The 12730-nt window shown below is 69.9% G+C and carries 13 protein-coding genes; 7 read left to right on the forward strand and 6 right to left on the reverse strand.

Features of this window, described 5'->3' with window-relative positions:
• The first annotated feature begins 155 nt into the window (after positions 1–155).
• Positions 156–1340 carry a DNA polymerase IV gene (gene dinB / locus BOSE46_RS14455; RefSeq protein WP_159540904.1) on the forward strand — a complete coding sequence of 395 codons (1185 nt, stop codon included), beginning with the start codon at positions 156–158 and terminating at the stop codon, positions 1338–1340.
• Positions 1341–1498: 158 nt separating this feature from the next.
• Here dinB and coaD read toward each other — a convergent pair whose 3' ends face one another.
• The 4 genes from coaD to BOSE46_RS14475 are packed head-to-tail and all read right to left on the reverse strand — an operon-like array spanning position 1499 to position 6246.
• Positions 1499–1972, reverse strand: a complete 474-nt coding sequence (coaD, locus tag BOSE46_RS14460; RefSeq protein ID WP_159540905.1) for a pantetheine-phosphate adenylyltransferase — start codon at positions 1970–1972, stop codon at positions 1499–1501.
• 1 nt (position 1973) lies between these two features.
• Positions 1974–2519, reverse strand: coding sequence for a 16S rRNA (guanine(966)-N(2))-methyltransferase RsmD (rsmD, locus tag BOSE46_RS14465; RefSeq protein ID WP_159540906.1), 546 nt, complete (start codon positions 2517–2519; stop codon positions 1974–1976).
• Positions 2516–4657, reverse strand: coding sequence for an ATP-dependent DNA helicase RecG (recG, locus tag BOSE46_RS14470; protein ID WP_159540907.1), 2142 nt, complete (start codon positions 4655–4657; stop codon positions 2516–2518). The genes rsmD and recG overlap by 4 nt, the downstream gene beginning before the upstream one ends.
• Positions 4657–6246 (reverse strand): DAK2 domain-containing protein, encoded by a 1590-nt coding sequence (locus BOSE46_RS14475; RefSeq protein ID WP_159540908.1) that lies wholly within the window; start codon positions 6244–6246, stop codon positions 4657–4659. The genes recG and BOSE46_RS14475 overlap by 1 nt, the downstream gene beginning before the upstream one ends.
• A 294-nt stretch (positions 6247–6540) precedes the next feature.
• Between BOSE46_RS14475 and rpmB the strand changes: the two genes are divergently transcribed.
• The 3 genes from rpmB to BOSE46_RS14490 are packed head-to-tail and all read left to right on the forward strand — an operon-like array spanning position 6541 to position 8695.
• Positions 6541–6726: a 50S ribosomal protein L28 gene (rpmB, locus tag BOSE46_RS14480; RefSeq protein ID WP_159540909.1), complete on the forward strand. Its 186-nt coding sequence runs from the start codon at positions 6541–6543 to the stop codon at positions 6724–6726.
• A 53-nt stretch (positions 6727–6779) separates the two neighbouring features.
• Positions 6780–8195, forward strand: a complete 1416-nt coding sequence (locus tag BOSE46_RS14485; protein WP_159540910.1) for an amidase — start codon at positions 6780–6782, stop codon at positions 8193–8195.
• Positions 8192–8695: a GNAT family N-acetyltransferase gene (locus BOSE46_RS14490; protein ID WP_159540911.1), complete on the forward strand. Its 504-nt coding sequence runs from the start codon at positions 8192–8194 to the stop codon at positions 8693–8695. The genes BOSE46_RS14485 and BOSE46_RS14490 overlap by 4 nt, the downstream gene beginning before the upstream one ends.
• A 70-nt stretch (positions 8696–8765) precedes the next feature.
• Here the strand turns inward: BOSE46_RS14490 and BOSE46_RS14495 are convergent, their stop codons facing one another.
• Complete coding sequence (locus BOSE46_RS14495) at positions 8766–9722, reverse strand: thiamine-phosphate kinase (protein ID WP_159540912.1); 957 nt, start codon at positions 9720–9722, stop codon at positions 8766–8768.
• An 87-nt stretch (positions 9723–9809) separates the two neighbouring features.
• Between BOSE46_RS14495 and BOSE46_RS14500 the strand changes: the two genes are divergently transcribed.
• The gene (locus tag BOSE46_RS14500; protein WP_056213083.1) at positions 9810–10046 is read left to right on the forward strand and encodes an Lrp/AsnC ligand binding domain-containing protein; all 237 of its coding nucleotides are present in this window, start codon (positions 9810–9812) and stop codon (positions 10044–10046) included.
• 2 nt (positions 10047–10048) lie between these two features.
• Complete coding sequence (locus tag BOSE46_RS14505; RefSeq protein WP_236551757.1) at positions 10049–10501, forward strand: DUF3515 domain-containing protein; 453 nt, start codon at positions 10049–10051, stop codon at positions 10499–10501.
• A gap of 8 nt (positions 10502–10509) precedes the next feature.
• Here BOSE46_RS14505 and BOSE46_RS14510 read toward each other — a convergent pair whose 3' ends face one another.
• Positions 10510–11580: a D-alanine--D-alanine ligase family protein gene (locus BOSE46_RS14510; protein ID WP_159540913.1), complete on the reverse strand. Its 1071-nt coding sequence runs from the start codon at positions 11578–11580 to the stop codon at positions 10510–10512.
• A 36-nt stretch (positions 11581–11616) separates the two neighbouring features.
• On the opposite strand from BOSE46_RS14510, the gene BOSE46_RS14515 reads away from it, so the two are divergent.
• Positions 11617–12684: a PLP-dependent aspartate aminotransferase family protein gene (locus BOSE46_RS14515; protein WP_159540914.1), complete on the forward strand. Its 1068-nt coding sequence runs from the start codon at positions 11617–11619 to the stop codon at positions 12682–12684.
• Positions 12685–12730 lie beyond the last annotated feature (46 nt).

The raw sequence follows: 12730 nt of genomic DNA on the forward strand, positions 1-12730 counted from the left end.
TCCCGAAAGCACGGCTTGCCCATCTGTCCAAGTGCACGACAAAACTTCAACCTGCGAACAGGCCGAAGAGAATCGTAACCCGCCGGGCCCAGCCGAAGCCAATCGCCCTTCGCCTGCAGAGACCGTTTGTCCCCGCTCGGTGACACGATGCAGGTATGTCCGAGGGTACGGTCCTGCACGCTGACCTCGACGCGTTCTACGCGTCGGTCGAGCAGCGCGACGACCCCTCGCTGCGCGGTCGGCCGGTCATCGTCGGCGGTGGCGTCGTGCTGGCGGCGAGCTATGAGGCCAAGGCACGCGGAGTTCGTACGGCCATGGGCGGCCGCCAGGCGCTGCGGCTGTGCCCCGACGCCGTGGTCGTGCCGCCGCGGATGAAGGCCTACACGCAGGCGAGCCGCGACGTGTTCGACGTGTTCCGCGACACCACGCCGATGGTTGAGGGGCTCTCGATCGACGAGGCGTTCCTCGAGGTCGGCGGGCTCCGGCGCATCCGCGGTCTGCCGTCGTCGATCGCCGAGCAGCTGCGCCACGACGTGCGCACCAAGGTCGGGCTGCCCATCTCGGTCGGCGTCGCGCGGACCAAGTACCTCGCCAAGGTCGCGAGCGCGGTCTCCAAGCCCGAGGGCATGCTCGTCGTGCCGATCGAGAAGGAGCTCGAGTTCCTCCACGCGCTGCCGGTCGAGCGGCTGTGGGGCGTCGGCAAGGTCACCTCGCAGAAGCTCCGCGACCAGCGCATCGTCACGGTCGGCGACGTCGCCAAGCTGTACGAGATCGAGCTCGTGCAGCTGCTCGGCCCCGGCAGCGGGCATCACCTCCACGCGTTGGCGCACAACCGCGACCCGCGACCGGTCGTCGTCGGCAAGCGGCGCGGGTCGATGGGCGCCCAGCACGCCATCGGCCGTGGCCCGCACTCCCCCGACGAGATCGACCTGGCGCTGCTGACGCTCGTCGACCGCGTCACCCGACGGATGCGGGCTGCCGGGCGTACGGGCCGGACCGTGACGATCCGGCTGCGATTCGGCGACTTCACTCGTTCGACGAGCTCCCACACGCTGGACCGGCCGACGGCGCACAACACGACGGTGCTCGAGGTGGCCCGGCTGCTGCTGGCGTCGAGGGCCGGAGCGATCAAGGAGCGCGGCATCACCCTGATCGGCGTCTCGGTCGGCTCGCTCGACGACAACCCGGCCCAGCTGGCGTTGCCGCTCGACGTCACGAGCGGAGCGCAGCTCGACGAGGCGATCGACGCGGTGCGCGACAAGTACGGCTCGAAGTCGCTGCGTCGGGCCGTGCAGCTCGGCAAGCGCGAACATCTCGCCGTGCCCCAGCTCCCTGACTGATGCCGCTCTTCGCTCGCCAGGGAGGCCGTCCGCGGCCGACCGTGAGGGAGCGCCAGCGACCGAGGCGATGGTGACGTGAGATCAGCGACCTGCGCGAGCCCCCTTCGCTTCGCTCACATTCGGCCGCGGGCGGCCTCATTAGGGGGCGAGTACGCGCGTCAGGCGTACTTGGCCTTCAGCTCGGTCAGGACGAAGTCGGGGACCAGGCGGGAGACGTCGCCACCGTGCTTGGCGACCTCCTTGACCAGGCTCGACGCCAGGAAGGAGTACTCCGGAGTCGTGGGGATGAACAACGTGTCGACCTCGGTGAGGCTGCCGTTCATCTGCGCCATCTGCAGCTCGTAGTCGAAGTCGGTGACCGCGCGCAGGCCCTTGACGATCGCGGAGACCCCGTTGTCGGTGCAGAAGTCGACCAGCAGTCCGTTGAACGACGCCGTCGACACGTTCGGGAACTGCGCCGTCGCCCGGTCGAGCAGCTCGAGCCGCTCGTCGATCGTGAAGAGGCCCCTCTTGCTCTCGTTGACGAGCACCGCGACGACGACCTCGTCGAACAGCCGGGAGGCCCTCTCGATGATGTCGAGGTGACCGTTGGTCACGGGGTCGAACGAGCCGGGGCACACGACCTTGGTCATGTCAGCGACCGTACCAAACCGTCGTCTCGCCGTACTTCTTGTGACGGAGACCTTCGACACCCTCCGGCCACTCGAACGGATCGCGTGTCGCCCGCTCGACGACGAACAGCGCTTCGGCCGCCGAGATCTCCTTGGCACGGCGTACGAGCCCGGTCAGCTGCGTGGTGGGCAACGCGTACGGCGGGTCGAGGAACACGAGGTCGAACCCGTCGTCGTGCTCCCGCTCGAGGAAACCGCTCGCCGTTGCCTTCACGACCGCGGCCCCGGAAACACCCAAGCTCTTGATGTTGCCCTTGATCACCGCTGCCGCACGCGCGTCGGACTCGACGAAGGTTGCGTGACTGGCGCCCCGCGAAAGCGTCTCCAGCCCGAGGGCGCCGGAACCGGCGAAGAGGTCGAGGACCTGCAGGCTCTCGAACCCACCGAGCTCGGACTGGATCGACGAGAACATCGCCTCGCGGACCCGGTCGGACGTCGGGCGCGTGCCGTCGCCCTTGGGCGTCTCGATGCGCCGGCCGCCGTAGTGGCCGGCGATGATCCGGGTCATGTGCGCTCCAGGTAGTCGGCCTGCTCGGAGCGCTCGAGCTCCTGCACGGCGGCGGCCAGTCCGGGATGCGACGCCAGCTTCGGGTCGGCCTCGACGATGGCGTCCGCGACACGACGGGCCTCCTCGATGACCTCACCGTCCTTGACGACCGACAGCAGCCGGAGGCTCGACCGGATGCCCGACTGACGCGCACCCAGCACGTCACCCTCGCGGCGCAGCTCGACATCGAGCCGCGACAGCTCGAAGCCGTCCGACGTCGATGCCACTGCGTCGAGCCGCTCACGGGCCGGCGTGTCGACCTCCGACGCGGTCACCAGCAGGCACAGCCCGGCCTCCGACCCACGGCCGACGCGGCCCCGCAGCTGGTGCAGCTGCGACATGCCGAAGCGGTCGGCGTCCATGACGACCATGACCGTCGCGTTGGGCACGTCGACGCCGACCTCGACGACCGTCGTGGCGACGAGCACGTCGATCTCGCCGCGCGCGAACGCGTTCATCGCGGTGTCCTTGTCGTCGGGCGTCATGCGCCCGTGCAGGCTGCCGAGCCGCAGGCCGTGCAGCGCGCCGCCCTCGAGCTCTTCGCGCAGCTCGAGGAGCGAACGGGTGTCCTTCTCGCCACCGTCGTCGCCTTCGCCGATGCGCGACACCACGACGTACGCCTGACGGCCGCGGCCGACCTCCTCGCGTACGCGCTCCCAGCCGCGGTCGAGCCACTGCGGCCGCTCGTTGTAGGGCACGACGGTCGTCTGGATCGGCTGACGACCGGCCGGCAGCTCACGCAGGGTCGAGACCTCGAGGTCGCCGAACACCGACATCGCGAGCGTGCGCGGGATCGGGGTCGCGGTCATGACCAGCACGTGCGGGGTGACCTCGGCGCGATCGACCAGGGCGGCGCGCTGCTCGACGCCGAAGCGGTGCTGCTCGTCGACGACCAGCAGGCCGAGCTCGGCGAACTGCACGTGGTCCTGGATCAGCGCGTGGGTGCCGATGACGATGCCGGCCTCCCCCGACGCGGCGTCGAGCAGAGACTCCTTGCGCGCCTTGGCACCCTGCGAGCCGGTCAGCAGGCGCACACGGGTGGCCCCGTCGGCGCCGCCGAGCATGCCGCCCTTGGCCAGGTCGCCGAGCATCGCGGTGATGCCGCGGTAGTGCTGCGCTGCGAGCACCTCGGTCGGAGCCAGCAAGGCGGTCTGGGCTCCCGCGTCGACGACCTGCAGCATGGCCAGCAGGGCCACGATCGTCTTGCCGGATCCGACCTCGCCCTGCAGCAGACGGTGCATCGGGTGCGTTCGGGTCAGGTCGGCGGAGATCTCATCGACAACGGACTTCTGGCCCCCCGTGAGCTCGAACGGCAGCTGCTGCTCGAAGCGCTCGCGGAGCCCACCCGGTGCAAGGGGACGCGAAGCCGCCCTCTCGTGCTCGAGCGCGTTGCGGCGCTGGGCGAAGATCGTCTGGACGACGAACGCCTCCTCGAACCGGAACCGGTCGCGGCCGCCCTGCCAGTCCTTGGCGTTGCGTGGGCGGTGGATCGCCTCGAACGAGCCCTTGAGGTCGAAGAAGCCATGAGCCGCGCGTACGTCGTCGGGCAACGGGTCGTCGAGCGGTCCGATCGCGTCGAGGCACATCTCGACGCACTGCGCGATCTTCCACGACGCCATGGCGGCGGTCGCCCGGTAGAGAGGGATGAAGCCGCGGCCCAGTCTCGCGCCACCGGCAGGATCGTCGGTCTCGGTGAGCGCCTCCCAGTCCGGATGAGTCAGCTGCAGCTTGCCGTTGAACATCGTGACCACGCCCGCCGCCAGACCCAGCGAGTCCGGCGTCATCGACTTGAGGCGCCACGCCTGTTGGAAGAACGTCAACGTGAGGTGGCCCGTGCCGTCGGTGACCACGACCTCCGTGCGGGTGCGCCGGCCACCCGGGCCGAACGAGTAGTTCTTGGCCGAGGCGACCCTCGCCATGATCGTGACGTGCGCGCCCACCTCGAGCTTCGACAGGTCCGTGAGCTTGCCGAGCTCGGCGTAGCGCCGCGGATAGTGCCGCAGCAGGTCCTCGACGACGACCATGCCGAACGCCTTGGTGAGTGGCTTGGTGGTCTTGTCGCCGAGGACGTTGACCAGCTTGGTCGAGAGCTCGACCATCACTCCACCGCGATGAACAGCGGATAGTTCTCCTGGCCGCCGTCGTAGACCACGAGATCGACGTCGGGGCGCAGCGTGCGGAGGTATTCGGAGATCGACTGCTCGATCAGCCCCTCGGCGCCCTCACCCAACACGACCGTCAGCATCTCACCAGCCGGTGACAGGATGCGGTCGATGACCTCGTACGCCACCGCGAGGATGTCCTGGCCGACGACCGCGAAGTCGCCCGCCACCACTCCCAGCACGTCACCGACGTCGCACGGCCCGACCATCGTCATGCCGGGCTCGGTGGCGATCGTGACGGCTCCGTGCTGCGTATGGGCGGCGGCGCTCGACATCGCCACGACGACCTCGTCGAAGCCCAGGCCGGCGTCGTGCACGGCGAGCGCGGCGAGGCCCTGCACCTGGGCGTGCGTCGGGATCACCGCGACGCGGATGCCGTCCTGGCGGGCGGCCTGTGCGGCGGCCTCGAACTGCCGGACGTACCTCTGGTTGTTGGGCAGCACGATGACCTCGTCGGCCCCGGCGGCGCGCAGCGATGCGCTCATCTCGGCGACGGTCAGCGGCCGTCCGCGGGTGAACTCCAGGGTCTGCGCCCCGGCCTCCTGGCAGAGCGCCGTGAGGCCCTCGCCGGTCGTCGCAGCGACCACGACCCGGCCTGCACGTGGGGCGTGTGCCATCTGGTCGGCGAAGTGCGTGACCGCGATGCGATAGGGCCGCCCCACCGTGATGCCGGCCTCGATGGCCGCGCCCACGTCGTCGACGTGCACGTGGACGTTCCAGAGCCGGTCGCCACCGACGACCACGAGCGAGTCGCCGAGCGGCATCAGCGTCGAGCGAAGCTCAGCGATGCGGTCGTCCTCGGCCTCGAGGAGATACATGACCTCGTACGAGGGACCGTCCGCGCTCAGGTCGTCGCCGGCACCGACCGCCGGGACCGGGATGCTGCTGGCTGCAGGCTTGGGGATGCGTCCGGTCAGCGCCTGCTCCGTGGCGTCCAGCACCACGACGAGCGCGCGGCCGCCGGCATCGACGACACCGGCGCGGGCCAGCAGCTCCATCTGCTCGGGCGTGCGGGCCAAGGCCTCACGTGCGGCCCGGGCCGCCTCGCCGAAGACCGTGCGTCCGTCGACGCCGGCAGCAGCCGACTCGGTGGCTCCGTCGGCGGCGCCCTTGGCGACCGAGAGGATCGTGCCCTCGACCGGTGCGCCGACGGCCGCCCATGCGGCATCCGAGGCCGCGACGAACGCCTGAGCGACGTCAGCCGCCGAGACGTCACCGCCGGCCAGGTCGAGGTCGCGGAAGCATGCGCGTACGAGCTGGGACAAGATCACGCCGGTGTTGCCCTTGGCCCCGGTCAGCAGCCCGTCGACATACGCCTTGACCAGCTCGGGGAACGTCACGTCGGGGCCCACCGCCGCCACCGCGTCGGCGCCGGAGACGAAGGTCAGGTAGGCGTTGGTCCCGGTGTCGCTGTCCGGGACGGGGAACACGTTGAGGGCGTCGATCTCGGCCCGGGCCGACGACAACGCCCCGGCGCACAGCTGCGTCCACGCGCGGAACGCCGCGGGGTTGAGGGTGAGGCCCATGGGGCGAGGCTATCGGTCAGGACCGCCGGAGGGCGGGAGCGGCCGTGCATAGAACCTCACCACGCCTCGCAGCATGGCGGCTTCGCCGCGGAACGCTCGCCCCCTACTCGCAGAGCTCGTGGGGGGACCCCCAGCTCCGCTGGCGCGCCTCGACGTTCGGCCGCGGACGGCCTCAGTCGAGGCGGATTCGCGTCGGCGTGAGGTCTTCGGCTATTCTTGAGCGGTTGTCGTCGCACCGTCAGGCCGCGGGGACAGCCCCATTCATCAAAGTTGTCTAACCCTCAGGAGTTCGCCGTGGCTGCGGTCTGTGACGTGTGCGCCAAGGGACCCGGCTTCGGCCACAACGTCTCCTTCTCGCACCGACGCACGAAGCGTCGTTTCAACCCCAACATCCAGCGCGTTCGCGCTGTCGTGAACGGGACCCCCAAGCATGTCAACGTGTGCACCTCGTGCCTCAAGGCCGGCAAGGTCTCTCGCTGATCTTGGCAGCCAGCCTCTGGCTGCAGGTTGCGATGTGACCCTAGAGTCATCTCGTGACCACTGAGAAATCCAGTCGCGTACACGCGTTCGGCGACGACGCACTCGGCGACCTCGACACTGTCGGGGTCGCCGCTGCTGTTGCTGCAGGCCAGATCAGCGCCCGCGAGGCGGCTGAGGCGGCGATCGCCCGCGCGGAGCTGGTGAACCCCGAGCTCAACGCGATCCAGCATCGCGACTTCGAACGCGGTCTCGCGGCGTCCGACGATCCCGCCGACGGCGTCTTCGCCGGTGTACCGACATTCGTCAAGGACAACACCGACTTCGCCGGGCTGCCGTCGGACCAGGGCTCGCTCGCGGTCAACTCTCGGCCCGCCGCCGCGCACGCGCCGTTCACGGAGCAGTTCCTGTCGGCCGGGTTCACCGTGCTCGGCAAGTCGACCATGCCGGAGTTCGGCTTCAACGCGACGACCGAGTACGCGACCCTGCCGCCGACCCGCAACCCGTGGAACACCGGCTACTCCGCTGGTGCGTCGTCCGGTGGTGCCGCAGCCCTGGTGGCGTCCGGCGTCGTGCCGATCGCGCACGCCAACGACGGCGGCGGGTCGATCCGCATCCCCGCCGCTGCGTGCGGTCTGGTCGGCCTCAAGCCGACCCGCGGACGCGTCGTGCCGGCAGCGGACGCCGCGAAGATGCCGGTCGACATCATCTCCAACGGCGTCGTCACGCGTACGGTGCGCGACACGGCGCACTTCATGGCGGCCACCCAGTCGTACCGTCCAGCAGCGGGCCTCAAGCCTCTCGGTCTCGTCGAGGGTCCTGCAGACCGGCGCCTGCGCATCGGTCTGATCGTCGACTCGGTCACCGGCATCCCCACCGACGAGGACACCCGCAAGGCCGTCCTGGCCACCTCAGACCTGCTCGCGTCGCTGGGGCACGACGTCGTCGAGGTCGGTGCCCCGGTCCATCCCGCGTTCGCCGAGGACTTCAAGCACTACTGGGGCCTCATGGCGTTCTCACTGCAGCGATTCGGCCGCAAGGTCATGGGTCCGGACTTCGACAAGACGCTCACCGACCCGCTCACCCGAGGGCTGGCTCGGCGCTTCGTGCAGCAGGCCTGGCGTACGCCCGGCGCGCTCCGCCGGCTCAAGCGGTCAGACGTGCCGTACCGGGCGGCCTTCCGCGACGTCGACGTGATCCTGTCGCCGACGCTCGGGCACACCACACCGGAGCTCGGGTTCCTGTCGCCGGCCGTCGAGTTCCGCACCCTCTTCGACCGCCTCGAGGCCTACGCCGCGTTCACACCGGTCAACAACGCGTCTGGCGGGCCGGCGATCTCGCTCCCCCTTGGCCGTTCGTCGGCTGACCTGCCGATCGGCGTGCACTTCTCGGCCGACCACGGGGACGAGCAGATCCTGCTGGAGCTCGCGTACGAGCTCGAGGCCGCCCAGCCGTTCGCGTCGATTCGTTGAGCCTCATCCTTCGTCGTCTCGCTCTCGAGGACGAGGCCGACGTCACGGCTGCCGTCGCCGAGCTCGCCGCGGAGGGCGGCCACTGGTCGTACCGCTACCGGCCCGACCTCGCCTGGGCCGACTACGTCGCGCTCGTCCACGGCTGGGAGGAGGGTCGCGACCTCCCCGGTGACTTCGTGGCGAATGCCGACCTCGTCGCCGAGGTCGACGGGGTGGTCGTCGGCCGGTCGTCACTGCGGTTCGAGCTCAACGAGTTCCTCCGGACGCTGGGTGGGCACATCGGCTACGCGGTGCGTCCGCAGTTCCGCGGTCGCGGACATGCCACGGAGATGCTGCGGCAGTCGGCCGACCTGCTGCGGGCACGCGGCATCAGCCGGATCCTGGTGACGTGCGACGACGACAACATCGCCTCCGCGAAGGTCATCGAGGCCAACGGCGGCGTGCTCGAGAGCGTGGTGCCCGGCGTCGCCGACATGCCCAAGCGCCGCTACTGGCTCTGAGCCGAGCCCAGATGTGGATTCGAGTGCACCAGCGGCGCCGCTGGTGCACTCGAATCCAAATCTCGGGGGTCTAGCGCCAGTGCTGGTGGCCTTTCGTGCCTTCGTACGTCTCGCCGTCGACCGTCAGGCCGGCGCCGTCGGAGACGGTGCCGATGTTGGTCCAGCCCTCCGGCAGTGTCGCCTGTGAGCTGAACGTCGCGACGAGCGCGTAGTCGTCGCCGCCGGTCAGCATGAACGAGAGCGCATCGGTGCCGAGCGCCTCGCTGACGGTCGCGACGGGTTCGGGCACCACGAACCTCGACGAGTCGAGATCGATCGCGACGCCGCTGGACTCGGCGATGTGGCCGAGGTCGGCCAGCAAGCCGTCGCTGACGTCGGTCATGGCGGTCGCCCCGGCACCGGCTGCCTGCGGCCCCGCTGCGTACGGCGGGTGCGGCACACGGTGCGCGTCGACGGCGGCCTTGGGCGACCGGAAGCCACGGCTGAGCGCCGCGAACCCGGCCCCGGCCAGGCCGAGCTGCCCGGCGTACGCCACCACGTCGCCGGGAAGCGCGCCGGAGCGCAGCACGGGTCGTACGGCATCGCCCATGGCGGTGACCGCGATGACGATCTTGTCGGATGCCGTGACGTCGCCACCGACGATGTGCGCGCCGACATGGGCGCACTCGACCTCGAACCCGCGGGTCATCTCCAACACCCACGACACGGGCAGCTCGGCGGGTGCCCCGAACCCGAGCGTCAAGGCGGTGGCGACCCCACCCATCGCGTTGATGTCGGACAGGTTGCACGCCGCAGCCTTGCGGCCGATGTCGTGCGGCGACGACCAGTCGCGGCGGAAATGGCGGCCCTCGACGAGCAGATCGGTCGACACCACGAAGGTGCCGTCCTTGGTCGAGACATGGGCCGCGTCGTCCCCCGGGCCGACCAGGACGTGGTTGTTGGCACCGATCTGGGCGCGCACCTGGTCGATCAGGCCGAACTCGCCGATGTCGCCGATCGTGGGTTCGTCCGGAGCGCTGGTGGCCATACGCGCCATTGTGTCGCAGGTGGCGGCGCACGTGACGAGCCGCATCGGGTAGCGTGGCACAGTCCGGTCAACTGAAGGAGTTCCACGATGGCTGTGCAGGCATACATCCTCGTCCAGACCGAGGTCGGCAAGGCCGCCGAGGTCGCGACCGCGATCGCCGCCATCGACGGCGTGACCCTCGCCGAGGACGTCACCGGACCCTACGACGTGATCGTGCGCGCCGAGGGCCCCAGCGTCGACGAGCTGGGCGCCCTGGTCGTCACGACGATCCAGAACGTCCCCGGCATCACCCGCACGCTCACCTGCCCGATCGTCCGCATCTAGCGGTGACACGGCGCCTTCTCCTCGCCGCTGCATTGTGCGCCGCGCTCCTCACGGCAGGCTGCGGGTCAGACCTGTCGGTCGACGAGTACCCGACGGTGTCCGGCACCGAGGTCAACTGCAAGGGGCTGTTCGCCGACCGCCCGCTGAACGTCGCCGGCCAGAAGAATCGCCTGGTCAAGGACGAGAACGCGTCGGGCTGGGGTGATCCGCCGATCATCCTGCGGTGCGGCGTAGAGAAGCCCGCAGACCTCGGCCCGGCCTCGCGCTGCGACATGGTCGACGGCGTCGGCTGGTTCTCCGAGGAGACGTCCGACGGCTACCTGTTCACGACGATCGGCCGCGACTACTTCGTCAGCGTCGAGGTGCCGCACGACTACGCGCCCGAGGCCGACGCGCTCGCGGACCTCTCCGACTCCGTCGACCGCCACGATCCCGTCAAGAAGCCCTGCGTCTAGGACGGTTGCTAGCGGAGGCCGGTCTCCCGGCTCAGCGCGAGCTGGATCAGCCGCTCGACCAGCTCGGGGTATGACATCCCGCTCGCCTGCCACAAGACGGGGAACATCGAGTAGGGCGTGAATCCCGGCATCGTGTTGATCTCGTTGATGACCAGGCCGTCGTCGGTGAGGAAGAAGTCGACGCGGGCGAGCCCCTCGCAGCCGACCGCCTCGAAGGCCTGCACGGCGTACGTGCGGATGCGCTCGCTCAGCGTCACGGGGATGTCCGCCGGGACGACGTTGAGGCTCGTGCCGTCGAGGTACTTGGCCTCGAAGTCGTAGAACTCGTGCGCCGACTCCTCGTCGACCGTGATCTCGCCGACGAGGCTCGCGACCGGCTTGCCGTCGAGTCCCTGGATGACGGCGCATTCGAGCTCGCGCTTGCCCTTGGCGCCGGCCTCGACAATGACCTTGGGGTCGAAGTCGCGGGCCTTGCTGACCGCGCCGTCGAGCTCCTCCCAGGTGTCGACCATCGTGACGCCGGAGCTCGAGCCGGCGCGGGCGGGCTTGACGAAGACCGGCAGGCCAAGGGCCCGGATGCGGGCCTCCACGCGGTCGCGGTCACCCTTCCACTCCCAGGGCAGCACCGTGACGTAGGGGATCTGCGGCAGGCCGGCGGCGGAGAAGACCGTCTTGGTGAACGGCTTGTCCATGCTGACCGCGCTCGACAGCACCCCGGCGCCGACGTAGCGGACGTCAGCCATCTCGAGCAGGCCCTGGATCGTGCCGTCCTCGCCCCACGGGCCGTGCAGCAGCGGGAACACCGCGTCGAACCCCCGCAGGTCCTCCCACACGAAGGCCGGGCGGTCGGCGCGTACCTCTGGGAGCTGCCCGGGCACCAGCTCGGGCCAGTCGGCAGACTCCTCGACCCAGGTCCCGTCGCGGGTGATGCCGACGGGCTGCACGTCGTAGCGTTCGGTGTCGATCGCCGCGATGACCTCGCGGGCGGTCAGGCACGAAACTCCGTGCTCGCTGGAACGGCCGCCAAAAATGACAGCTAGTCTTGGTCTAGCGACAGGGGTGTTCACCGAGAGGCTCATTGCGGAGCACGATACCGGTCAGGGCATGATGTCCTCATGCCCGGACACGAACTTTCGCCCTCCACCATCGCTGTCGGGGCGGGGCGGCCGAATCGCGTGCCCGGAGGGCCGCTCAACGCGCCGATCACCCTCGCCAGCGCCCTCGTGCCCGGCGGCGCCTCGGAGTACGGCCGGCAGGGCAACCCGACCTGGGACTCGTTCGAGACCGTGCTCGGTGCGCTCGAAGGCGGCCGCGCGCTGGCATTCGCCTCCGGGGCGGCCGCGAGCAGCGCCCTGTTCGACCTGGTGCCTGCCAAGGCCACCGTCGTGGCTCCGCGGCACGCCTACTACGGCACCCTGGCCCAGCTGCACGAGCGCGCCCGCCGCGGCCAGATCGAGCTCAAGCTCGTCGACATCGACAACACCCAGCTGGTCATCAACGCGGCCGACGATGCCGCGCTGGTGTGGATCGAGTCGCCGACCAACCCGTCGCTCGAGATCGCCGACATCGCCGCGATCTCGCAGGCCGCATCCCGGTCCGGCGCGGCCGTGGCGGTCGACAACACGTTCGCCACTCCCCTGCGCCAGAAGCCGCTCGAGCTGGGCGCCGACTTCGTGGTGCACTCGGCGTCCAAGCTGCTGTCGGGCCACAGCGACGTGATCCTGGGCGCCGTGGTGACCAACAGCGACCGCGCCCACGCGGCGATCGAGAAGCGCCGCACGGTGCTCGGCGCGATCCCCGGCGCGATGGAGACGTGGCTCGCCGTCCGCGGCATGCGTACGCTCCACGTGCGGCTCGACCGGGCCGAGGCCAACGCCAAGGAGCTGCACAAGCGGCTGTCGGCGTCCAACCGCATCGTCTACTCCCGTTATCCCGGCTTCGGCACGATCATCGCGTTCGAGGTCGCCGGCGGAGCCGAGGTCGCGCAGAAGATGACCGAGCAGAGCGACGTCATCACGTACGCCACGAGCCTCGGCGGGGTCGAGTCGACGTGGGAGCGCCGGCGACGCCACCCCGGCGAGCCGGAGTCCGTGCCCGAGGGCCTGATCAGGTTCTCGGTGGGCATCGAGGACGTCGAGGACCTCTGGATCGACATCCAGAACGTCCTCGCAGCGTTCAGCTGAACCGGTCCTTGAGCTTGTCGAAAGGACGTACTGGCGTCCCTTCGAC

The organism is Aeromicrobium sp. 9AM (assembly GCF_902506105.1).
In the GTDB taxonomy this organism is placed as follows: Bacteria; Actinomycetota; Actinomycetes; order Propionibacteriales; family Nocardioidaceae; genus Aeromicrobium.